The organism is Paraburkholderia aromaticivorans (assembly GCF_012689525.1).
In the GTDB taxonomy this organism is placed as follows: Bacteria; Pseudomonadota; Gammaproteobacteria; order Burkholderiales; family Burkholderiaceae; genus Paraburkholderia; species Paraburkholderia aromaticivorans_A.
In genome coordinates this window covers 765,096-787,044 of sequence record NZ_CP051514.1, presented here as the reverse complement: position 1 = coordinate 787,044, position 21,949 = coordinate 765,096, and the positions used below count along the sequence as shown (strand labels likewise).

Below are 21,949 nucleotides of genomic sequence, written 5' to 3'. Positions count from 1 at the left end.
TGCACATCATGGCGGAACGCACTACTGCAACAGCGCCAATGCGGCCGCTCAGGTGGCAGATGGGCCGAACCGGAAGCTCGACACGGTGACGCCGCCCATGAACGCCGGCTCGTGATAGACCACGTGGGCGGCTTCGTGCTCCGCGGCGCCGATGGCGAACATTAATGGCAGCAGATGTTCTTCTCGCGGATGCGCTTGCCGTGCGGAAGGCGCATCTGCCCATCTTGTCAGTGCCGCGGCCCGTTCGGCGGGAGGTAACGCGATCGTCCGATGCAGCCAGGCGTCGAACGTGGCGGAGGGTTGCGTAGCCGCTGGGCCGAACGCCCGTAAGTTGTGGTAACTCAGGCCACTACCGACCAGCAGGACTCCTTCGTCGCGCAGCGGTGCCAGTGCGCGCCCCAATTCGATATGCGCTTGTGGGTCCAGTCCGGCCAGAAGTGAGAGCTGAACCGTTGGCATATCCGCATTCGGGTACGCAACTTCCATCGGTGCGTACATGCCGTGGTCGTAGCCTCTTTGCGCGTCGACGGTGACTGGCAGTCCCGCATCACGCAGCAGTTCGGTTACGCGAGTCGCAAGCGCTGGCGCTCCCGGAGCGGCGTACTGAATCCCGTAGGTGTGTTCTGGGAACCCATAGTAGTCGTAGATCATGGGCGGGTGTGGGTGAGTCTGCACGGTGAAGGCCGGCGCCTCCCAGTGCGCCGACACCATCAAAACGGCGCGCGGCGCGCCTCCTGCGTCTTTCGGCATGCGCCGTAGGGCCGCAGCCAGTCGCGCGTAGGGGCCGTCGACCATTCCATGCATCCATGGCCACGGGCCGCCGCCATGGGAAATGAAGAACGTGGGCAATCGTTTCGTGGTATTCATGGATTAACCGGCCTGAATGAGTTGGCTTACGGGTTGGGTGTCGCGTGTTCTTGTCTTTCGCAACAGTCTAACGGTAGATTCGGGGACGCGTGAGTTATCGTCAGAAGTGGTGTACGGGGATGAGTCGGGGATTTGAGAAGGCGGCGGCGGTTAGCTGAGAATGTTGCTTGTCGAGAGTAACGAACCAGCGAACCGGAATCCACCACCATGAAGAAGTTTACGGAAGAAACGAACGACGGTAAAGCAGCAGCAAGCGTTGGTAGCCTTGATGAGCTGATCCAGCAAGGCGCGCGACAGATCATCCAGCAGGCGATCGAGGCAGAATTGGCAACATTGCTCGAACAGTACGGGAACGTGAAGACACTCGACGGCCGGCGCGCCGTGGTGCGCAACGGCTATCTGCCGGAGCGTGAGGTCGTCACGGCGATCGGTCCGGTCCCAGTCAAAGTGCCGAAGGTACGCGACCGCTCAGGCTCGGGCGTGAAGTTCAATTCGAACATTGTGCCGCCCTACATCCGCAAGTCACCACGGGTGTCGGCGGCGCTGCCGTGGCTCTACCTGCGCGGCGTGTCGACCGGCAACATGAGTGAGGCGCTCAGCGTGCTGCTGGGCGAGCAGGCGAAAGGGCTTTCGCCGAACGTAGTCAGCCGCCTGAAGGCGCAATGGGCCGAGGAGCACCTGTTATGGAACCGACGCGACCTAGCAGACGCGCGCTGGGTCTACTGGTGGGCTGACGGCATTCATACCGGACTGCGCAGCGACGATTCCGAGGGCCAGTGCCTGCTGGTGATCATCGGCGTGAAGCCGGACGGAACGAAGGAGCGCGTGGCGATCGCCGACGGCTATCGCGAATCGAAGGACGCGTGGCGCGACGTGTTGCTTGATCTGAAGGCGCGTGGCCTGCAAGGCGGCCCGATGCTGGCAAGCGGGGACGGTGCCATGGGGTTGTGGGCAGCATTGGCCGAAGTGTTCCCGCAGACGCGGCACCAGCGCTGCTGGTTTCACAAGACCGGCAACGTGCTCAACGCATTACCGAAATCGCAGCACAGCCGGGCCAAGGAAGGACTACAGGAAATCTGGCAAGCCGCCACGCGCGAAGACGCGCTCGCGGCCTTCAACCGTTTCGTCGACGTCTATTCGGCCAAATATCCGAAAGCCGCCGGGAAGCTCACAAACGATCGCAATGAGTTGCTGGCCTTCTACGATTTTCCCGGGGAGCACTGGCAGCACTTGCGGACCACAAACCCCATTGAATCGACGTTTGCAACCGTCCGGCATCGCACGACGCGCACGCGCAATTGTGTTTCGCGAGCGACCTTTCTCGGTCTGGCATTCAAGCTGATCGAGTCGGCCGAGCAATCGTGGCGACGCATTCGCGCACCAGAGAAGATCGCCTCGCTGCTTGAAGGAATCCCTTTCAAGGATGGCGTACCGGTGACCGACAGCACACCGGCCCAGCAACCGTTGGCCGCCTGATCATGCCTGCCGCCCGTACACCACATTTGACTTTAACTCGGGACGCGTAGATTCAGCGCGGAAGATCAGTGCGCTTTGCAACGGGGCGTTTATCGGTCCGGGTCCGTCAGGAAAACCCCAGTTCAAAAAGAGCACGAAGGGCTGCCTACTTTCTTGGCGAACTATTAACCCTGGATACCAGAACAACGGATCCCAAGGAATGCAAGCGCCGATCATCGACGACGAATTGTAGACACTGATCGCGCCGTTGCTGCCGTCACCGAAACCACAACGCAGGAAGAATCCGCGCCGCCTTCCCGTATCGGATCGGGCGGCGCTGGACGGCATCCTGTTCATGTTCAAGACAGGACTGCGCTGGAACCACTTGCCAACCCGATAGGGCTCTAGCTCCGGCGCAACGTCCTGGCGTCGATTGCACGACTGGAAAAAAGCTGGTGTGTTGGACCGTCTGCACGACTTGCTGCTCGCAAGGTTGCGCGAGGCCGGTCAGATCGACTTCTCTCGTGCTGCGGTCGATTCGTCGTCTGGTCCGAACCCCACGGATCGCGCGCGATTCGGTTCCAAACACCACATCCTCGTAGACGCCAATGGCGTTTCTGTCAGCGCGATCCTGACCGGTGCGAATCGCAACGACGTCACCCAGTTGCTGCCACTTATCGACGCGATCCCGCCGAGTCGCGGCGTGCGCGGCATCAAGCCAGTGATCGCCAGGCGCCGATCCACGCCTGACACGGTGTGCAGACCCATAACGCACCGTGGTCCTCGTGGTAGGGATACGACGCCACACTGCATTTCACGAGCGCGGCGCGAGCGCCGCAATAATCGCATAACGGCTGAGGTAACGCCTTGATCGGGCGACCTACACGCACGGGTACTCTTTCTGTCTGAATGCGGATTACATTATCCGTTATCGTCGGCACGCGGAAGCTTTGCCATTTTCGCGACGATTTATAACGGAGACAGTGCGTCCCTACCTCAATGCGGGTTTGATGAATGGCCGCTGCAGGGCAGGCACGACCGCCTCTTGTCGACCGATGCTGTTGAAAAAGTCGCTTCGTGATTTTTTCCGTTCGCTCGCGCAAAAATCGACCTCTCAGATCGCCCTGCAAGCCGCTAGCGACCATCGGTCAAGGGTATGAAGACCCCTGAAAACTTCGCAAGAGAGACCAACGGCGACTTTTTCAACAACATCGACCCGTTGCCGTTATTCGATTCGCCGGCGTGCCAACGACCGCTCTCACCTTATCCGGTTGTTCGACCGGATGTCAGTGGCCAAGGCGTCAACTGGCCGGTGCTCGCCTTACCGTCGGACCGGCCTACGGAGAGGATGAGCTGACGGTTGATGTTTGGTGAAGCGCTTGCCGCACCGCAGGCGCGACCTTCGTGGCCAGCAACTCTATCGATTCCCTGACTTTCTCGAAGGGGATGCCGCCAATGTCCATCTGCGCCATGTAGCGCTGATGGCCAAACAGCTCGTGTTCCATTAGCACCTTGTCGACGATTTCCTGCACGCTACCCACGAACAGCGGGCCGCGCGGCGACGCGAGCGCGTCGTATTCCTGCCTCGACATTTCAGCGTGGCCGCGCGGCAGATTGTTGGCCATGTAGCGGCGGTAGTACGGAAAGAATGCGTCACGCGCCCGCTGGCCGTCACGCTGTACATGAAAGTGTCCGGAAATGGCCACTTTCAGTGTTTCCCGCCGATGCCCGGCTTCGATACCGCTTTGGCGATACAAATCGATGAACGGCACGAAGCGCTCCGGCATGCCGCCGATATTCGCGAGATTGAGCGGCAGGCCCGCACGCCCGGCGCGGATCGCGCTCGAGGGCGTGCCGCCCGCTGCGATCCAGATCGGGAGACGGCCTTTCAATGGTCGCGGCATGATCGCGGCCGCGTTAATGGCGGGGCGGTGGCGGCCTTCCCATGTCACGACCGCCTCGTCGTTGATGGCGTTGAGCAGCGCGAGTTTTTCGTCGAACAGCGACTCATAATCAGCGAGCGCATGGCCGAACAGCGGAAACGATTCGATATACGCGCCGCGACCGACGAGCAATTCGGCGCGGCCCACCGAGACGAGGTCCAGCGTGGCGAATTGCTGGTACAGGCGCACTGGATCGTCGGAGCTGAGAATGCTCACGGCACTCGTCAGGCGCATGCGACGCGTGACGGCCGCAATCGCGGCCAGGACCACGGACGGCGCCGAGATAGCGAAATCGCGCCGGTGATGCTCGCCGACACCAAACACATCGATGCCCGCTTCGTCAGCGAACTTCGCCGCCGCGACGATCTCATCGATGCGTCTGCGCGCGCTCGCCGGATCGGACGTGCCGTACGCGAGATCACCGAACGTGTAGATGCCAAATTCCATGTTTGCTTCCCCGATTGTCGTCATGACGTTGCCATCAGGCGCTACGCAGCGTCGGCTTCAGCGCGAAGGCGCCATCGCCGGCGAGTGCGAGCACGGCGGCGGCCACCGCGAGAAACACGGGATATTCCCAGCCGCCGTTTGCGTTGGTGAACATCCAGCCGTTGCCGAAGTGCACGGTAGCGGCGGCGAACAACTCGATAGCGGCCAGCGCCGCGACCGACCTCGCGTAGACGCCGAGGAGCAGCATCAAGCCGGCGACGATTTCAAACGCGATGATTGGCCAGGCGAACCAGCCGGCAAAGCCGACGGACTCGAAGAACTTCGCCGTGCCGGCCGGCGTAAAGACGAGCAGCTTGGTCAGGCCATGCGTCGCGAACATGATGCCGAGTGCGAGACGCAGCACGAATGCTGCATAGGGTGCGGTGTGGGTGTCGCTCATGAAACCTCGAGTTCGGGTTGGTCGATGTTGATCTGCTGTTTTAGCCAGCGCGAAAAATCCCGTACGACGTCCGCGCTCAGCGAATGACCGATGGGGTAAAGGCGCGTTTCGTGCGGCACGCCGAGCGCGGTCAACCACGCATCGGCATGCCCGGCGAATGCGACGCGCAGCTTGTCGTCGTACTCGCCATGCGCAATGAAAGCCGAAACCTGCGCGAGCTTTTCGCGCACCGCGAGATGTAGCTCGAGCTCCGGCAGAATGCGTCCGCTCAGGATTGCAAAGCGCGCGACGTCGTCGGGCGCCGAGAGCGCCACGCTGGCGCTGAGGATGCCGCCCTGGCTGAAGCCAGCCATCAGCGAGGGAACGGGCTCGGATCCGTCGGTTTTGCGCATCGAGCAAACCAGGTCGCGCAGGCGAATGCGGCTCGCGTTGGCCTGATCTGCATTGATGACGGGGCCGTCGGCGCCGAAGCGCACCTGAAACCACGCGTGTTGTCCGGGGCCGAGCGTGAGCGGCCCGCGCACGAACACGAGCTCGAGTTGCTCGGGCAATTCGCTCGCGAGCGGCATCAGATTCGTTTCATTTCCGCCCCACGCCATGCAGAAGGAAGAGGCGAGCGACCGGGCGGCCGTTCGCTGCGCGCACCCGGTACGGGAGACCGGAGGCGTCGTCGTGTTGCGTGCTGTCCATAAGTGCCCCTGTGCGTCCGGTTACTTCGCGATCCACGCTGGGGCGACGGACGTGCCCATGCCCGCGCCGTAGCCGAGGTAGATGTTCAGGCCGGCAAGCGGCTCCAGATAACGCGCGTTCTTCAAGCCGCCTGCATCGACGGGCTGGAAGCCGAGGCTGTCGATCAGCGACTTCACGCGCGCCGTGGCGGCCGTACCGTCACCTGCGAAGAACACGCTGGCGCGCTGGCCGTTGGCGAACACTGGGCCATCGGCGAGCACCTGCGCGAAGAGGGTATTGAATGCCTTCACGATCTGGGCGTCCGGCACGGCACGCGCGATTTCTTCCGCGGCCGAAGTGTCGTGGCCGAGGGTGAGGCCCATGTAGTCAGCGGTCAGCGGATTGGTGATATCGACAACGGCTTTCCCACTCAGGTCGCCGACGGAGCGCAGCGCTTCGACGGCGTCGCGTAGCCGGTCGCGAGGATGACGACATCGCTCTCGCTCGCCGCGTCCGCAGAGGCGACGGCTTCGACGCCCGGATATTGCGCGGCGACTGCTTGCGCCTTGGCCGCGTCGCGGCCGGTAACACGCACCGTGTGGCCTGCCTGCGACAGTTGCTTGAGAAACGCCGAGCCCATATTGCCCGTGCCGATGACTGTGATCTTCATGCTTCACTCCTCAAATGTGCGATGGAATGAGGCCATTCTATTGACAACCAAAAGCGCGATAAACTGCGCTATCGAGGATTAATAATCCCGAAAATAGGGTCAATCAATGGACAGAAGCATGGAAATGGCCGCCTTCGCGGCCGTCGTTGATGCGGGCAGCTTTGTGGCCGCCGCCGATACGCTTCGGATCTCGAAGACCGCGGTGTCGAGATATGTCGATGCGCTGGAGCAGCGCATCGACGTGCGCCTGCTGCACCGGACCACGCGACGGCTGTCGTTGACTGAGGAGGGGCGCATCTTCTACCAGCGCGCCCGCGACATCCTGACCGCGATGGATGATGCCGAGGCGGAGGTCAGTTTGCGAACGCAGGCGCCGAGCGGGTTGATCCGCGTGAACGTTCCGCTGAGTTTCGGCGTGTCCCATCTTGCGCCGCTTTGGGGGCGATTCATGGCGGCGTATCCGCAGATCGATCTCGATGTCGCGCTCAACGACCGGCTTGTCGACCTTGTCGACGAGGGCTACGACCTCGCCGTGCGCATCAGTTCGCTGCCAGACTCGTCGCTGGTCAGCCGAAAACTGGCGACGACGGAGATGCTGGCGTGTGCTTCGCCGGGCTATCTGGCGCATTACGGCGCGCCTGAGCATCCGGGAGACCTCGCGCAACATCGCGTGTTGGCTTACACCGGGCTATCTGGCAAGGACGAATGGCGATTCGAAGGCCCGGACGGAGAGGCCGTCGTCCGCACGCGGGCACGCGTCTATTCGAATAACGGCGATACTTGCCGCGCGATGGCGCTCGGCGACGCGGGCATTATCCTGCAGCCGAGCTTTATGGTGTCGGACGATCTGAGGCGGGGCAACCTGATCAAGGTGCTGCCGGAATACCGCTCGCGCAAGCTGGGAATCTATGCCGTCTATCCGAGCCGCAAGCAACTGCCGCTGAAAGTCCGGTGCCTCGTCGATTTTCTTGTAGAGGCGTTTAAGAGACCGCCGTGGGAAGTCGCCGTTGCGCCTGCGCGCTCCGGTCGTCGTCGATGATACGGTGTGCCGGAATCACGAAGATTGCTTGGTGGTAATTAGCCCCGGGGAGTTGCACTGTGATCTTCAGCGATAAATGGCGGGAAAACCAGCCAACGCAATCGGCATGGAGCATATTGCTAAGAGGCCAGTTAGTCTTACTGTGCCATAAAATAAAGACGTCTTCCCAGACTTTGGCAGCATGGACACGCGTCGAGCCCCGCGACCAGTCGGACCGTAAGTTCGTAGCGGATGGTGGCAATCGAGTCAGCCGTGTGGCGCTGTGCGCGCCGGACTTCCCCGCGCAATGTAATCGTCGGGAACTGCAGGTGTCTGGCGTGCTGCGAAGTTTTTTTTGGCGCTGACCGGGGTACCGGTAGCGAGACGCTCTGAGAGCAGGAACCCGTAGGCCGCGATCGCCAGTGCAGCGTGGTGGTGAAACCCACGCCATCCCCGGCCTTCGTAGTGTCCCAGCCCCAGCTCCTGCTTCAGATCCTGGTAATCAAGTTCGATACGCCAACGCATGTGTGCATGCGCCACAAGTTGCTCCAGCGCAGTATCAGCCGGCAGGTTGGACAGATAGTATTTCAGCGGGTCAGCGTCGCCGGCGGGCCACTCGATGAGCAGCCATTGCTCGGGGCGCAATCTCGCGTTGCCGGTATTGCCGCCCGCGTGACGCACGCGCACCGCGGCGAAACGTCCGCTGAGTGTTTCGTTCGAACCCTCCCGCCAACTGAGCGTGGTGAAGGCAGTAGCAGGCAGTGAATGCGCCAGGTCCTTCACGTTCACCGGCTGTCGGGCGCGTGTGCGGCGCGGTACCACGGGCGGGCGGCCCATGCCGCCATACGGTTTGGGCGGCAATGGTTCGACGCCCGGCGGCCAGACCACGAGAGCCGATGTGATGCCGACCACATAAGACAAGCCCAGATCGTCCAGACGTTGCCGGAAGGCGTTATCTATTCCATAGCCTGCATCGGCCAGTACGCAATGTCGGGGCGCACCGGCAGCCAGCAGGGCCTCAATCTGTCGCAATGCAATCTGCGCCTTCGTCTCAAACCCGATCTGCGCGGGAATGCCGGCTTTCTCGCGCCGCTCATCGTCCTCTGCCCATTCACGCGGCACATAGAGCTGCCACGCAACCGGAATGCTGGCCTGCTCGCAGGCCAGTGACACACTGACCGCGACCTGGCAATTATCCTGTTTCCCCAGCACCCCGCACTATTGACGCGCCACACCTACGGAATGGCGGCCCTTCTTTGGAAATCCCGTGTCGTCCACAATCCAGAAGCCGCCGCCGGAAAAATCCATCCGCGGCACGACCCACTGGCTGACCCGGAGAAGTAGCTCGTCGTCCGACCAGTCGGCTTTGGCCACAAAGTGGTGCAAAGCCTGATGCCGGGCGCTGGCGTGAAGCGGATCCACGCTTGCGGCCATCGGCTCGACGCTCTTGCGCGTCAACGGCAACATCAGGCCTGTGCAGTACGCCCTCAGTCCTGAGTGGCGATCCGCATGACCCAGGCCGCCAGCCAGATGCTCAATGTACTGCTCAAAACGCATTTGTGCGTCCATTGCTTCTCGCTCTATGCCTGGGTATCCTCATTATATGCAGGCAAACACAGCAACATCGCCATTGTTAATTTTATGACACAGTGTGCGTCCAGCCAAGGCTGGCATGTTCAGCAGGAGCCAGTCCTGCCGGGGTAAAAGTCAGGCGCCCCGTAGCTTGAATAGCAGGGTGGCGGGAAACCAAGACTCTGAAGCCTATCGACAGACGGCCCCTTGGGGGCCGCGCGAGTCGTCGGGCCGTAACGAAAGTGAACGCGGATGTGGCCTCGAAAATAATTAGGCCCGAAGGCCGAGCCCTCACTGTGTAGGCGAAGGCAGCATGGGTAGCCGAAATCTGACCGACACGGCTACTTCACTTCGGCGGGGTGTAAGCGACGGCACGATGACAAGGACATGCTAAGCAACTGGAGAAGCCCTCCTCGTCCCGGTGGGAAATCGCCGGAGCAAGGTAGGTCCTATAACCGGAGAACCCGGGAAGTGGATCGAAGGCGAGAGGGTGGCGGATGGGTCCGTAGTAGCTATGAAGTCGGGTAACGCCGATGGAGCGAAGGGGCCCTGCTGTTTGTAACGTCCTCAACAACATGGGAGGCAAGGACGAGATGACAAAGACGTCCGTTAGTTTGCAGGACCTGAGGCGGGGACTATACGTCAAGGCGAAGGCTGAACCGTCCTGGCGTTTCTGGGGTTTGTACGTCCATGTCTGCAAGATGGAAACACTACGCGAAGCGTACGAGTTGGCCAGACTCAACAACGGCGCGCCGGGCATTGACGGCGTGACGTTCGAGGTCATCGAGGCGCAGGGCGTGGAGGCGTTCGTGGAGCAGATACGGGTCGAACTGGTTGAACGTACCTACCGGCCACTGCCGGCACGGAGGAGGGAGATACCCAAGGACGGGGGGAAATTCCGCGTCCTATCGATACCCGCTATCCGTGATCGAGTGGTTCAGGGTGCGCTCAAGCTGATACTGGAGCCGATATTCGAGGCAGATTTCCAGCCGGGGTCGTATGGCTATCGTCCCAAGAGGACCGCACATGAAGCGGTGCAGCGAGTGGCAACGGCGATCGTGCAGGCGAAAACACAGGTCATAGATCTGGATCTACGCGCCTACTTTGACACCGTGCGGCATCACCTGCTGCTCGACAAGGTGGCGCGGCGGATCAATGATCGGGATGTAATGCATCTGCTAAAGCTGATGCTGACTGCATCGGGCAAACAAGGCGTTCCGCAGGGCGGGGTAATTTCGCCGCTACTCAGCAATATCTATCTCACAGAGGTGGATCAAATGCTGGAGAGAGCGAAAGAAACCACGCGCAACGGGAAGTACACCTACGTCGAGTATGCCCGTTTTGCTGATGATCTTGTCGTGCTTATCTATGCCGATCCGCGTCATGCGTGGTTGCTCGGGGCCGTCACCCGACGCCTTCGGGAGGAATTTGCCAAACTGCAGGTCGAAGTCAATGAAGAGAAGAGCCGCACTGTGAATCTGGCATGTGGAGAGAGCTTCGGCTTTCTGGGTTTCGACTTCCGTCGCATCCGAAGCATCCGGAACAAGGTGTGGCGACCGCAGTACACGCCCAAGCTGAAGAAGCGAACGGCGTTACTGCGAAAGCTCAAGGATGTGTTCAGGCGATATAGGTCGCAGCCGGTGGGCCGTGTTGTCGAATTGATCAACCCGGTGCTACGTGGCTGGGTGAACTACTTTGCTATTGGACATTCCAGTGAGTGCTTCAGCTTCGTGAAAGACCGGGTGGAAAAGAAGGTCAGGCGTCACATTCAGCGATCCCGGCAACGACAGGGCTTCGGCTGGGAGACGTGGAGTAAGCGGTGGCTGTATCGCGAACTGAAGCTATTCAATGGCTACAAGGTTCGCTACCAGACCGCGTCGAAAGCGTCCCCGGCATGATAGGTCCCATAAGCGTTGACATGAAGCAGGCAGGAGAGCGTAGTGCCGGAAAACGGCCCGCTGCGTTCGATGAGGCGGGAGCTGGAAACGTGGCCACGGCAGCCGGACTGAGGCCCACTGCGAAAGCAGTGGAACTGCCACCGGAGCCTAACGTGCGCGCGCCAGTTCTCGACCCTACAAGATTAGCGCCATTTCGTTTAACTATCCATCCTGCTTCACAGGTTCGTGAATGTCGCCGGCACCCTTCGATGCCGCGAGCCACGAAACTGGCAACCAGTTGACAGGGAAGACGCCCTATGGGTAATCGCCTGATGTTTGTTAGGGTGAGAAAAAGCGCCCAGACCGTGAAGGTCCAGGCGAAGCCATCGGGAGCCCGATGGCGGAGGTATTCGAAATGAAATTGGCGCGCTCGCGGATTTGACCGCGGTAGCGAGCCAGTTGCTGCCAGTTCTTGAATGTAGCGCGCAGCGGTACTGCGCGCCTGGAGGGCGATGCCCAGCGACCCGGTAGGGCACCAGCGGCTCGCCAACGTGACGGTTTAATTGCCGAAGTAGATCGGCTTCATGCCGTCGTTGGCAGCAGGGCGAACTGTGGGTGCGCCCGATGCCGACGAACCACTCATGACGCCGCCGTAACCACTTGCTGCGCCGTTCTGTGCAGCCACCTTGCCTTCGGCAGCCTGAATTGCGTCGGGATAGTGTGCGTTGTCGCCGTCACCGACGTGATAACCGGCCTGTTCGAGCTGGACCAGTTCAGCGCGCACCTGCGCACGGGTCACCGGCTGGTTCGATTGGGCGAACACGGCAACCGGAGCTGCAAGGGCAGCGGCAACGACAATGGCTTGAACAAGCGACTTCATGATACTTACCTCCAGATTTGGTCTTGTCTTGTCTTGTTACGAACACCTTGTTCGTAACCATGACTACAGTCTAGATAAGCAGACGCTTAAGATTAAGGCCAATGTCTGGAGGAGATTGTTGCAGGATTTGGGTAAACCCTGATTTTCGCGGGTGGCAGCCGCCTAAAAAAAAAGCCCGCCAACAAGGGCGGGCTTAATCCATATTCCGAGGAGACATGGAGGAGACGAGAATAAGTATAAACCCTGATTCGCGAGGCGATGATGCGGCGCGTTGTCACATGCACGAATGAGCGCACGTTGATCGTCCGAAAACGACCGGTTTCGAGCCCGTCAAAACAAGGGGGATCGAAAATAAGCGTTGCCGTATTTCGAGCGCCCGCTATATTCCGATCGCCGATTCCGAGCACCCACCAGGACGAAACAACATGGTTCAACCCGAGATTGTCATCCGCGCAAAGGTCAAAGGCGCTGCAGCGATTTATCTGACTGCACTTCGCGACGGGACGCAGGACCTGCGGGACTTTGTCGTCGACCTCGAAAGCGGCATCAAGCACCGCGCACCATTCGACACCGCAGCTCGAGCCCTGGCAATCGCCATCTTCCATGTCGAATGGGCCAGCACTCACAACATCAAGCACTGAGACATCGCAATCTCCCGCACCTTCGCCTACTGTCGCGTGAGCACCCCCGATCAAACAACCGACAACCAGGTGATCGAGATCCAGAGCGCCGGGTTTGCCATCAACAGGCGGCGCATCGTCACCGGGGGCGTTTCCGGATCCGTCGCCGCCGTCGAGCGCAGGGGATTCGCCAGGCTGCCCGATCGCCTCGAGGAGGGAGACGTCCTGATCGTGACCAGGCTGGATAGACTCGGACGCAACGCGATCGATGTGCGCGGACGACTGTCGGGCGCCGGGCCGACGACGGTATGCGCGTCTACTGTTTCGCCCTTGACGGCGTCGACCTGGGCTCGCCAGCGGGCCGTATGACGATGCAGGTGTTGTCCGCCGTCGCCGAATTTGAAAGGGATCTGCTCATCGAGCGCACTCAGGCTGGACTCGCACGCGCCGAGGGGACGCAGCTGGGCCGCAGGCCCGCACTTACCGACGCCGGTCAGGCCGACGCAATGAAGAAGCTTCTCAACGGCGTGCCGCTCTCGCAGATCGCGCGAGAATTCAAAACCAGCCGCGCGACCATCCAGCGTCTCCGCAGAAAAGCCGGGCAATAACGACACCACAGAGACCAAACAATGAGCGTCGTCTATAAGCAGGAGGGCATCATTCACAGCCCATTGAACGGAGGCGGGCGCGAACCGGATAACAATCGGTAAACCAGGCGTACCGGCTTATTCTAAGCTTCATGCACATCGCCGACTGCGAGACTGTGGTATTTACTCTGGCGTAGCCTTGGACACAGTCGGACTTCGGCGCGCCTCTCGTCAATCCCTATACTGTGCGGCCCACCGTTCCAGTAGCGAAAAAACGCGCGCCGAACGCGCAATCGCGAAGCGTCAGCTTTGGCTTCTTGCGTTTGCGCTCCGCACCAACACGCGAACGCGAGCGTCGCATGCGCGGCTTTCGCGACCCGAAACGCACGCAAGAATTCCTCTCGTGCTTCGGGCCAATCCGGCAACATTTCGCACTGAAGCGGCACTTGCTACGCGCCTCACTTTATCGCAAAGAACTCGCAGCCCGGTTCGCTGCATGGCGCGAATTCGCCGAACTCGCCCAAAATCCCTCGACTACCTTCTGACCCGTCGTCGCATCTGCCATCGTGCCGTCTCGCAATCGGCAAGTTGACAATGCCGTTGCGACGCCTGCGCCTGCATGGCCTGATCGAACGAGTCCCCGGACCGACCGCTATCACCTTACGGACCTGGGCTTGCAGACCGCCCTGTTCTATACACGCGTGTACTCGCGCATCCTGCGGCCCGGCCTCGCATTGATCAGCCCTCAGGCACCTGCGGCCTCACCAGCATCATTGCAGCGCAGCTTCCGCTCCGCCGAACAGGCCGTCAACACATGGTGCGACGAAGCGAAAATCGCTGCATAGAAAAACCTGACTCAATTGCTACGAAATCAATTCAGTCAAGGAATCTAGATGGCTTCCCTTGTCTGCAGTTGCACCTTGCCGTCGCGAATCGGCATCACGTCGGGGCTATCCTCGCCGACCTCCGTGTCGATCGCTTCATTCAGCTTGTCGTTCAACGCGAGCAGCAGCTCGCCGTTGCGCTTGCGGTCGACGGCGAGATTGCGCATCTCCCCGGGATCGTTGACCAGATCATAGACTTCAACGTCGTTCCTGGCGAATAGCGTTTCGAGCGTGGTTGGACGATTGAACTCGAGCGGCGAGAAATAGCGGCTAAATCGATAACGCCCGTCAAACACACTCCGTATGGTTCCGCGCAGCCTGAAATCGGGCTGTTGCGCGAGCGCCCGCCGACGAATCTCCTCCTGCGGCACGCCTTTTTCGTGCAACGTCCTGAATTCCTTCAGCATCCACTCGCTGTCGTAGTAAAGCAGCATGGCGTAGTTAAACAGCGCAGTCGAACGCACGGTGTCGACCTTGGCCGCCTCGGGCTTGCCGAGCAGGCCGGTAAGGTCATGCCCCTTCAACGCGTCGCCGCCGATCTTCTGCAGGCGGCCTTCATCGAGCCCGGTCAGGCCGAGCAGGGTCGGCGTAATGTCGACATGCGATGTCAACGCGCCGCACTGCTTGCCACCAGGATAGGCCGGGTGGCGGATGACGAAGGGCACGTGATTCTGCGGCTGATAAGTCGTCGCGCCCTTGTCGACCAGTTGGTGCGCGCCAACGTGATCGCCGTGGTCCGCTGTCATCACGACGATCGTCCGCTCATCAAGGCCGAGTGTCTGGAGCGCCTGCAAAAGCCTCACGACCTGCGTGTCGCAATCGCGGATGCAGTTGAAGTAATTGTTCTGGTAGACGCGAACCCGCTCGTCGGTGAACGGAAAACGTCCCACCAGATTGACGTGCGCATCGGCATACATGCCGTGAGCGGGCGGGCGCCCAGGGTCGTCATACGGCTGGCGCCTCGAAGCAGCGAGCGGAACCTGGCTCCAGCCTCGCTGGTACAGCGCGTCCTGCGGCGGGGGCGCATTGCCGATGATCATTGTGTTGGCGCGCTGCAGGTCCGACCCAGGCGGGTCCGTGTTCACGAACATCACGTCGTGCGGATTGACCAGATTGACCGCGAGAAACCAGGGTTTGCGGTCCTTTGCCAACTGCGGCGCACGGGTGCGCATCCAGCTGACTGCCGACTCGGTCGTGATGCCATCATAGTTGTAGCCGCCGCGAACCTCGCCGACCAGATCGCCCACGCCGAAGTAGTCGTCGAATCCGTATTCCTTGATCCTGTGGTTGTAGTCGGAGACAGGCGCGTTGTACGGACTCTTTGTTTCATGAAGGTTCGCGCTTAGGTGCCATTTGCCGAGGTACGCGGCATAGTAGCCGGCGTCGCGCATCATGTGGCCGACCGTGCGGATGTCCGTCGACATATCGGTTTGCCAGGGGACGCCTGCGTTGTCGAGCACGCCTGTGTGTTGCGTGTGCTGGCCCGTGTAAATGGTCGAACGTGACGGTGAGCAGACACAGGAAGCGATTTGATGCCGGGTGAACGTAATGCCTTCGCGGCGCATCGCTTCACGGCCTGGAACGGGAAACGGCCAGGTTTCGAAGTACCGTTCCTGATCGGTCAGGATGAAGAGAATGTTGTAGCCGGCTGGTGCGCTGTCTGGCGCGGTACGAAGCGAATTCGAGGCCAGATCGAGATGCTGCGTGACGGCCTCTGCCGATTTGGCGATGCCCGCCGCCGCCACGGCCGCACCCGCGCCCGCCACTTTCAGAAAGTGCCGCCTGCGTTCGCTTTCTGGTTGGTCCGGGACTTTGGCGTCCACGGTTTTTCGATCGTCCATACAGTTGTCTCCACGTTTTATTCAGCACTGTTTCAAACAGTTCATCTCGCGCCGCATGATTCATTGTCCAGCAATATGCGGTACGCTTCGATGAAAAATCGACACCGATCCATAACCTCATGGTAATGAATAAGAGGTCCCTGATGACCGTAACGAAAAGGCAGTCCGCCTCGCTTCCTGTCGTGGTTCCGCCGGGTGCCGACAAGAGCCGCATCGAACATTTGCCGCACGTGCTGCGAAAGTTGCGGATACGCGATCTGGAGACGCTTGACTGGCTGGGGCGCTATCGCAGCTTCGCGCGCACCGCCGAAGAAGCATCGATCACTCAGCCGGCGCTATCGAAATGGCTGCGGGAACTGGAAGACACACTCGGGCTGCCGCTCTTCGAGCGCACCTCGCGGCGGGTGGCCCCGACTGCGTACGGCGAATCCATGCTCGAGTGCATCGCCCGGATCCTGACCGACCTGCGAACGGTTCAGCCGGCGTTCGATGCATTGACGCGCGGCACAAGCCTGCCGCTGAAAATCGGCATGCTGCCGTACATCTCCATGCGCCTGCTGCCTGGCGTCATTGAACATCTTTCCAGGCTCGCTCCCACGCTTCAGATCAATTTTTCAGAGAACACTCTCGACTATCTGCTGCCGCTCATGCAACGTCGGGAACTCGACATGGTCGTGTGCCGACTGGACGCGACGGCACTGACCTCGGGCTTTTCGGTTACCGAGCTTTATAGCGATGAAATCGTGATAGTCGCACCGAAGGATCATCCACTGCAGCAGCTCAGCCGTGTCACCTGGCGTGACGCTTCTACCTATCCGTGGATCATGCCGCCAATGGGTTCACCCATGCGGATGGCGCTTGAAGTGGAGTTCGCGCAGGCTGGGGTCGCCATGCCTCGAATCCTGATGGAGTCGACCTCGCACCTGAGCAACTGCGCCGTGGCGCGGCGCGTTCCGTGCCTGTTTGTGTCGACAAGGCTTCGCCGCGGTGAAACGGATCTGAATAGCGAGTTGCGGCAATTGCCATTGAGCCTGTCGACCGCGGCACGGAAAATCGGCGTGTTGACTGCGGAGCCGCATAGCGCAGCGGTTTCCACGGTCCTGGCCGCGCTGCAGGCGGCCAGCGGAGGCAAATCTTAAAGATCGAGCCCCAGCAACGGCGAAGTTGCAGGCGAGACTCAGCAGCAGATCACCTTGCCCCATAGAAGTGTAGTGTTCCATTCTGTTTGGAACTTAAGCGGCTATTTGCGCGAATGACCTTCTGCAGGCGTTGTCAGGTTGGCGGGCCGGTCGCGTAAGATGGCGTGATGAAGAAAGCAAAATAGATTTACCACAGTCATCGTTTCCCAGCATCGGTCATCTGCCATGCAGTTCGCTGGTATTTTCGATTCCAGTTGAGCTTGCGCGACATCGAGGAACTGCTCTTCGAGCGCGGTGTAACCGTGACATATGAAACGATCCGATGCTGGTGTGACAAGTTTGGTAAGGGCTTTGCGCATCGGGTAAAAGCAGCGCGACGCAAGCCGGGTAGCACGTGGCACCTCGACGAGATGTTCGTCACGCTGCGTGGCGAACCGTACCTGCTGTGGCGTGCGGTCGACGAGCACGGCGCCGAACTCGACATCCTGCTACAAAAGCGGCGCGACAAGGCCGCAGCCAAGCGGTTCTTCAAGCGTGTGCTGCGCTCGAGCCCGATGCCGCGCAAGATCGTCACCGATCAGCTGCGAAGTTATCCGGCCGCGAAGGCCGAAATTCCAGAGTTGGCGAGCGTGAAGCATGTGTTCGTCAAAGCGGCCGCCCGCCTGAACAACCGCGCGGAGAACAGCCACCAACCAACACGCGAACGCGAGCGTCGCATGCGCGGCTTTCGCGACCCGAAACGCACGCAAGAATTCCTCTCGTGCTTCGGGCCAATCCGGCAACATTTCGCACTGAAGCGGCACTTGCTACGCGCCTCACTTTATCGCAAAGAACTCGCAGCCCGGTTCGCTGCATGGCGCGAATTCGCCGAACTCGCCCAAAATCCCTCGACTACCTTCTGACCCGTCGTCGCATCTGCCATCGTGCCGTCTCGCAATCGGCAAGTTGACAATGCCAATTCCCGTATTCGCCCACCAGCGCCAGATATGGCGCCCATTTGCCGCTACGCTGCAGCTCCTGTGAATAGGCTTTTTTTCGCGCGCCTTGATCTCGTCGGCGACCCCGGCCGCCATGTCGCCCGGGATATTCACATCCATACGTACGTGGATAAGCATGATCAACGTGGCGGCCACCGAGTAGTTCGCTGACCGGCACACTCAGGCGCTTGCCGTGTGCATCGAGCAGCGCGGTGTCGAGCGTACTGTTCGAAAAATGAGTGAATTTCAGCAGTTTGCCAACGTCCCCCATTAATCGCTCGATACGTGTCGCATCCGTGCCGATCATCGCCGGTGCGGAACACGCATCGATCGCGAGCTTCATCGATTCCGGGCTTTCCGGCCAATAGGCCATGCCGGCAATCGGGGTGCCCTCGCCAATCCTTACCACCCCATCGCTGCAATAGATCTTCAAGAGCATCAGCGTGTGCCCATCCATCGTGGCAACTGAGAGCTTGTGCGGACGGATTGTCGGCAAATCGACGAGGCGGGTTTCAATACGTTCGATCGTCGGTGCAGTCATGACCGGAGTGAATTGAAGTGGTACGGAAGGAATGGTCAATGTATTGATGGGAACGGGCGCGCCCCCAGCATCTGCACCGATGGCACAGCGCCCGTTCCAACAATGGGTTAAGCGCCTCGTGGGTCGCCTCCCACCAGAGACAGTGACGGTCGCAGCACCCATAAACGCAGCACCGGATAGACGATCAGACACACCGTCACCGTCGTCACAAATTCGATCGGCACGATTGTGTTCAGCACCCAGTGCGACAGGACGAAGGCAATGACCGTGGTCGCGACGCCGGCAAAATTGCAGGCATCAACGGTCTTCGGCTCTGTGCCCTGCTTTCTCTGCTGCGGTCGGACAATGAAGTAGTCGGCAATGATCACGCCGGCAAACGCGGTGGTCAGAACGCCAAGCAGCGTCACATAGGAGTTCACGAGTGACAGGAGCTTTCCATACAGCATCACGAGGCCGATGATGTTCGCAACGACGACGAACAGGATGCGGCCCGGCCGCCATCCGCTCAGCACGTCCGCGAGATTCGACAGCGACAGAGAGGCGCTATAGGTGTTCAGCACCTGGGTTTTGCTTTGCGCAAGCACCATCAGCAGCGCACCGAAGCCACCCGAAAACACGATAAACGCCGCCGTGATGCTGTCCGGACCAGCCAGCGAAGCTTGTTGCGCGGCCTCGAGCGACATGCCATTGCTTTGGTAGTACGCGATCAGTTGCGCCGCACCGGCATGCATGATGATGCCGCCGAGCGACAGCATGAAAATGTCCATCGCCACATTGCCGAACAAGGCTGCGATACCAATATCGCGGGAACGCTTGGCATATCGACCGATGTCAGCATCCACCAGCGCGAGCGCCCCGGCCGAACCGATCAGCATATTGACGGCAAAAATAAATTTGCCCCATTCCGAAGTGATGCCCATCCCCTGCAACGCAGCTGCAGGGAATTGCGACGGAAACGAAGCGACCGTTGACAGCGACTCGGACGATCCCGAGATCACCAGATACGTGATATACGCCAGCACAACCAGGAACGCGGCAAGCGTATAGGTTGAGACGCGCGCGACCAGATTGAACCCGTAGGCGGTCAACAGCACCCACGCGAAGGTCATCAGGCCATAGACGACAACCCGCGTGGTGATCGTGTCGTGGAGGTGGAAATAGAAGACGAAGCCGCTATACAACAAGGCATTTTCGATCGCCAGAAAACCAATGATCATGAAGGCAAAGATCACGGACGAAACGATGGAGCCTTTGTGGCCGAAGCCAAACTTTCTCGACAAAACCGTCGAGGAAAGACCGGAGCGGTAAGCGATGTGCCCGCATCCCCAGCCCATCAAGGCACCCACGACGGTAACCAGAATGCCGGCCGCCAGAGCAACCTTGAAGCCCGCAACAAAGGTAATCAGTGCACCCAGAAATAGCTGCACCAGCCCGGTGACCAGGCCAGTGGTGGTCCAACTCAAGGCCACCCAGCCCTTCCGTTCGGCGTCGGGAACTGAATTTAGTGCGTGATCTTCGCTCCGAGATTCAGCAATAGATGTATTGTTCATGGTGTCTCACCAATAAAAAACAGGGATTAAACAAGTCATTGCGGATCAGACTTTTAGAAAACCGTCCGCATACCCACTCGAACAATGCTGAGGTTTTGATCGCCTGATGCATCCGCGCCGTACGGGTCGAACGAACCTTCGAGCAGCGGATGCGAGCCGGTAGCTGGAACGTTGTGTTATACCAAACAGATACACTTGGGTTCGTTTCGAAAGTTGACCAAAATTTGGATGAATCTCTACGTCTCCATTGCGCCGCTCACGAGACGTTTCGGGTTAAAAATCGCAGCGAGATCAGCGTGATTTATGATAAGTTGGCCGCACAATGTCGAACATTGCGTTCAATATTTAGCGATATAGGTACACTTACTTATCACCCTATGGGTCGGACGATCGGGTGAAGCGTTAGAGAGGCGGGATTACCCGAAAACGCGACATCGCCCTAGAGAAAATACGGGCTTGACAGATTGGAATTGAAATGTCACTGCAGCTAAATTATTACGAAGTCTTCAAGCACGCCAATGACTCAATGCTGATTCACGACGGCGTCACTGGCGCCATCCTCGAAGCGAACGAGGCGGCCTGCCGACTGTTTGGACGCACTGTGAGAGAGCTGAGCTCGATGACTATTGGGCAGCTATCAGCCGGGGACGAAATCTACAACCTGGATACCGCCATTAATTACATTCAAAGTGCGGCACGGCTTGGTGGGCTGTTCAATTACGAATGGCATATCCGCCACAGCACCGGGAAGATAATTCCGATCGAGGGAAACCTTAAACTGATTAAGGGCGCCGCCACCCCGATGGTGCTGGCAATCTCTAGAGATATTTCTGAGCGTCGGCTCGCGGAAGCTCGACTGCGTGAACGGGGACGTTATTTTGAAGAACTCAGCCGGAATTCGTCCGACGGCGTCGCGCTTATCAATGAAACGGGGGGCATTCAATATGTAGGTGAATCGCTCAGGGGTATCCTGGGATATCGCGCCAGATCAGCCATCGGGAGGTCAATTTTCGACTTCCTAGACGTAAGCGATTCGAAAAAGGCGGTCTCCATTCTCGCCAAAGTGCGACGCGCGAAGCTTACCGGCGGCACGTTCGAATACAAGATATTGCATCGCGATGGAAAATGGAGGAATCACGAAGCGGTATTCAAAAATCTTCTGAGCGATCCGCTATTTGGTGCAATTCTGGTGAACTTCCGCGACGTGACCGCTCGCGTTCAGCAGGAGGAAACTGCAAGAGAATATGAGCGCCAAATCAATCACTACGCGCGACTATCCATTGCTGGTGAGACGGCTGCCGCGCTAGCCCACGAGGTCAATCAACCGTTATGTGCCGCAGTTAATTTCTTTGCAGGCTGTCGACGGCGCCTTGAGGCCGGAGGTAGCGTCTCGGAGATCAATGTCGCCCTGGACCTAGCCCAGAAAGAGTTGGAGCGCGCCGGCCGCATTGTGCATTCGATACGGAATTTCACCGCCAATCGGACCACGTCGCGGCGGGTTCACTCGGTACGTGCAATCGTTGAAGGAATCGGGTGCTTTATCGAAATCCGGGCCGCACAGGACTCGGTCATGCCATTCATCGACATCGTCGATGATGCACTGGTCGAATGTGATGATGTATTGATACAGCAGGTGATTACCAACCTCGCCGTTAACGGTATTGAGGCGATGGCCGATTTGCCAGAGGAAAACCGTCGCTTGCTGATCACCACAAAGCGGGAAGGCAAGGAAATTATCATTTCCGTGGAAGACAGTGGAAAAGGCGTGGCGGGCGACACCGTCAGGCGGCGCAACGGCGATTTCTTTACTACCAAGGAGCAAGGCGTCGGAATTGGTCTGTTGCTGTGCCATTCGATTATGGAATCGCATGGTGGCAGTCTGAATTCAGAGCGAACGGGGGCCGCTGGTACCCGATTTTCATTTGCACTTCCGATCATCGCCGGATGCAGAAATGCCTGACTCGATCCATGTA

At 59.5% G+C, this 21,949-nt stretch carries 15 protein-coding genes and 8 pseudogenes; 10 read left to right on the top strand and 13 right to left on the bottom strand.

Features of this window, described 5'->3' with window-relative positions; genetic code table 11:
- Positions 1-48: 48 nt before the first annotated feature.
- Positions 49-867, bottom strand: coding sequence for a DODA-type extradiol aromatic ring-opening family dioxygenase (locus tag HF916_RS03680; RefSeq protein ID WP_168787848.1), 819 nt, complete (start codon positions 865-867; stop codon positions 49-51).
- A gap of 207 nt (positions 868-1,074) precedes the next feature.
- Here HF916_RS03680 and HF916_RS03675 point away from each other — a divergent pair, with 207 nt between their 5' ends.
- Complete coding sequence (locus HF916_RS03675) at positions 1,075-2,343, top strand: IS256 family transposase (RefSeq protein WP_168787787.1); 1,269 nt, start codon at positions 1,075-1,077, stop codon at positions 2,341-2,343.
- A 235-nt stretch (positions 2,344-2,578) separates the two neighbouring features.
- Positions 2,579-3,043: pseudogene (locus HF916_RS03670) on the top strand (transposase); the annotation flags it as partial.
- 7 nt (positions 3,044-3,050) lie between these two features.
- Here HF916_RS03670 and HF916_RS51890 read toward each other — a convergent pair.
- The 6 genes and pseudogenes from HF916_RS51890 to HF916_RS50280 form a co-directional block, all read right to left on the bottom strand.
- Positions 3,051-3,212, bottom strand: a pseudogene (locus HF916_RS51890) (zinc-finger-containing protein); the annotation flags it as partial.
- 447 nt (positions 3,213-3,659) lie between these two features.
- Positions 3,660-4,712: an LLM class flavin-dependent oxidoreductase gene (locus tag HF916_RS03665; protein WP_168787847.1), complete on the bottom strand. Its 1,053-nt coding sequence runs from the start codon at positions 4,710-4,712 to the stop codon at positions 3,660-3,662.
- A 34-nt stretch (positions 4,713-4,746) separates the two neighbouring features.
- The gene (locus tag HF916_RS03660) at positions 4,747-5,151 is read right to left on the bottom strand and encodes a DoxX family protein (RefSeq protein ID WP_168787846.1); all 405 of its coding nucleotides are present in this window, start codon (positions 5,149-5,151) and stop codon (positions 4,747-4,749) included.
- Positions 5,148-5,841 (bottom strand): annotated as a pseudogene (locus HF916_RS03655) (alpha/beta hydrolase). Before HF916_RS03655 ends, HF916_RS03660 begins: the two are co-directional and overlap by 4 nt.
- 20 nt (positions 5,842-5,861) lie before the next feature.
- Complete coding sequence (locus HF916_RS50285) at positions 5,862-6,203, bottom strand: NADPH-dependent F420 reductase (protein ID WP_240975339.1); 342 nt, start codon at positions 6,201-6,203, stop codon at positions 5,862-5,864.
- 47 nt (positions 6,204-6,250) lie between these two features.
- Positions 6,251-6,490, bottom strand: a complete 240-nt coding sequence (locus HF916_RS50280; RefSeq protein WP_240975338.1) for an NAD(P)-binding domain-containing protein — start codon at positions 6,488-6,490, stop codon at positions 6,251-6,253.
- A 106-nt stretch (positions 6,491-6,596) separates the two neighbouring features.
- Here HF916_RS50280 and HF916_RS03645 point away from each other — a divergent pair, with 106 nt between their 5' ends.
- Positions 6,597-7,529: a LysR family transcriptional regulator gene (locus HF916_RS03645; protein WP_168787845.1), complete on the top strand. Its 933-nt coding sequence runs from the start codon at positions 6,597-6,599 to the stop codon at positions 7,527-7,529.
- A gap of 258 nt (positions 7,530-7,787) precedes the next feature.
- Here the strand turns inward: HF916_RS03645 and HF916_RS03640 are convergent.
- Positions 7,788-9,077: pseudogene (locus tag HF916_RS03640) on the bottom strand (IS701 family transposase); the annotation flags it as partial.
- 596 nt (positions 9,078-9,673) lie between these two features.
- On the opposite strand from HF916_RS03640, the gene ltrA reads away from it, so the two are divergent.
- A complete protein-coding gene (gene ltrA / locus HF916_RS03635; protein ID WP_168787844.1) occupies positions 9,674-10,978 on the top strand; it encodes a group II intron reverse transcriptase/maturase in 1,305 nt (434 codons plus the stop codon).
- 538 nt (positions 10,979-11,516) lie between these two features.
- On the opposite strand, the gene HF916_RS03630 is transcribed toward ltrA, so the two are convergent.
- Positions 11,517-11,837, bottom strand: coding sequence for a DUF4148 domain-containing protein (locus HF916_RS03630; RefSeq protein WP_168787843.1), 321 nt, complete (start codon positions 11,835-11,837; stop codon positions 11,517-11,519).
- Between the two features lie 425 nt (positions 11,838-12,262).
- Between HF916_RS03630 and HF916_RS03625 the strand changes: the two genes are divergently transcribed.
- From HF916_RS03625 to HF916_RS03615, 3 genes and pseudogenes are all read left to right on the top strand, one after another.
- On the top strand, positions 12,263-12,478 hold the full coding sequence (locus tag HF916_RS03625; RefSeq protein WP_168787842.1) for a hypothetical protein: 216 nt from the start codon (positions 12,263-12,265) through the stop codon (positions 12,476-12,478).
- 9 nt (positions 12,479-12,487) lie between these two features.
- A pseudogene (locus HF916_RS03620) lies at positions 12,488-13,065 on the top strand (recombinase family protein).
- A 314-nt stretch (positions 13,066-13,379) separates the two neighbouring features.
- Positions 13,380-13,589: pseudogene (locus HF916_RS03615) on the top strand (IS6 family transposase); the annotation flags it as partial.
- A gap of 344 nt (positions 13,590-13,933) precedes the next feature.
- Here HF916_RS03615 and HF916_RS03610 read toward each other — a convergent pair.
- The gene (locus tag HF916_RS03610) at positions 13,934-15,769 is read right to left on the bottom strand and encodes a sulfatase-like hydrolase/transferase (RefSeq protein ID WP_168787841.1); all 1,836 of its coding nucleotides are present in this window, start codon (positions 15,767-15,769) and stop codon (positions 13,934-13,936) included.
- A 230-nt stretch (positions 15,770-15,999) separates the two neighbouring features.
- Here HF916_RS03610 and HF916_RS03605 point away from each other — a divergent pair, with 230 nt between their 5' ends.
- On the top strand, positions 16,000-16,908 hold the full coding sequence (locus HF916_RS03605; protein ID WP_240975403.1) for a LysR family transcriptional regulator: 909 nt from the start codon (positions 16,000-16,002) through the stop codon (positions 16,906-16,908).
- 185 nt (positions 16,909-17,093) lie between these two features.
- Complete coding sequence (locus HF916_RS03600; protein WP_168788983.1) at positions 17,094-17,810, top strand: IS6 family transposase; 717 nt, start codon at positions 17,094-17,096, stop codon at positions 17,808-17,810.
- 52 nt (positions 17,811-17,862) lie between these two features.
- Here HF916_RS03600 and HF916_RS03595 read toward each other — a convergent pair.
- The 3 genes and pseudogenes from HF916_RS03595 to HF916_RS03585 all read right to left on the bottom strand — a co-directional run.
- Positions 17,863-18,023 (bottom strand): annotated as a pseudogene (locus HF916_RS03595) (muconolactone Delta-isomerase family protein); the annotation flags it as partial.
- A gap of 10 nt (positions 18,024-18,033) precedes the next feature.
- A pseudogene (locus HF916_RS03590) lies at positions 18,034-18,426 on the bottom strand (muconate cycloisomerase); the annotation flags it as partial.
- A 107-nt stretch (positions 18,427-18,533) separates the two neighbouring features.
- Positions 18,534-19,976 carry a purine-cytosine permease family protein gene (locus HF916_RS03585; protein WP_168787839.1) on the bottom strand — a complete coding sequence of 481 codons (1,443 nt, stop codon included), beginning with the start codon at positions 19,974-19,976 and terminating at the stop codon, positions 18,534-18,536.
- 475 nt (positions 19,977-20,451) lie between these two features.
- On the opposite strand from HF916_RS03585, the gene HF916_RS03580 reads away from it, so the two are divergent.
- Entirely contained in the window at positions 20,452-21,936 is a 1,485-nt protein-coding gene (locus HF916_RS03580) for a PAS domain-containing sensor histidine kinase (RefSeq protein WP_168787838.1), read from the top strand.
- The last annotated feature ends 13 nt before the right edge of the window (positions 21,937-21,949 follow it).

Coding starts and splice junctions, on each gene's coding strand:
- HF916_RS03610 (WP_168787841.1), bottom strand. CDS start 15,769: ATGGACGATCGAAAAACCGTGGACGCCAAAGTCCCGGACCAACCAGAA.
- HF916_RS03675 (WP_168787787.1), top strand. CDS start 1,075: ATGAAGAAGTTTACGGAAGAAACGAACGACGGTAAAGCAGCAGCAAGC.
- HF916_RS03645 (WP_168787845.1), top strand. CDS start 6,597: ATGGACAGAAGCATGGAAATGGCCGCCTTCGCGGCCGTCGTTGATGCG.
- HF916_RS03665 (WP_168787847.1), bottom strand. CDS start 4,712: ATGGAATTTGGCATCTACACGTTCGGTGATCTCGCGTACGGCACGTCC.
- HF916_RS03630 (WP_168787843.1), bottom strand. CDS start 11,837: ATGAAGTCGCTTGTTCAAGCCATTGTCGTTGCCGCTGCCCTTGCAGCT.
- HF916_RS03625 (WP_168787842.1), top strand. CDS start 12,263: ATGGTTCAACCCGAGATTGTCATCCGCGCAAAGGTCAAAGGCGCTGCA.
- HF916_RS50285 (WP_240975339.1), bottom strand. CDS start 6,203: ATGGGCCTCACCCTCGGCCACGACACTTCGGCCGCGGAAGAAATCGCG.
- HF916_RS03680 (WP_168787848.1), bottom strand. CDS start 867: ATGAATACCACGAAACGATTGCCCACGTTCTTCATTTCCCATGGCGGC.
- HF916_RS50280 (WP_240975338.1), bottom strand. CDS start 6,490: ATGAAGATCACAGTCATCGGCACGGGCAATATGGGCTCGGCGTTTCTC.
- HF916_RS03580 (WP_168787838.1), top strand. CDS start 20,452: ATGTCACTGCAGCTAAATTATTACGAAGTCTTCAAGCACGCCAATGAC.
- ltrA (WP_168787844.1), top strand. CDS start 9,674: ATGACAAAGACGTCCGTTAGTTTGCAGGACCTGAGGCGGGGACTATAC.
- HF916_RS03660 (WP_168787846.1), bottom strand. CDS start 5,151: ATGAGCGACACCCACACCGCACCCTATGCAGCATTCGTGCTGCGTCTC.
- HF916_RS03585 (WP_168787839.1), bottom strand. CDS start 19,976: ATGAACAATACATCTATTGCTGAATCTCGGAGCGAAGATCACGCACTA.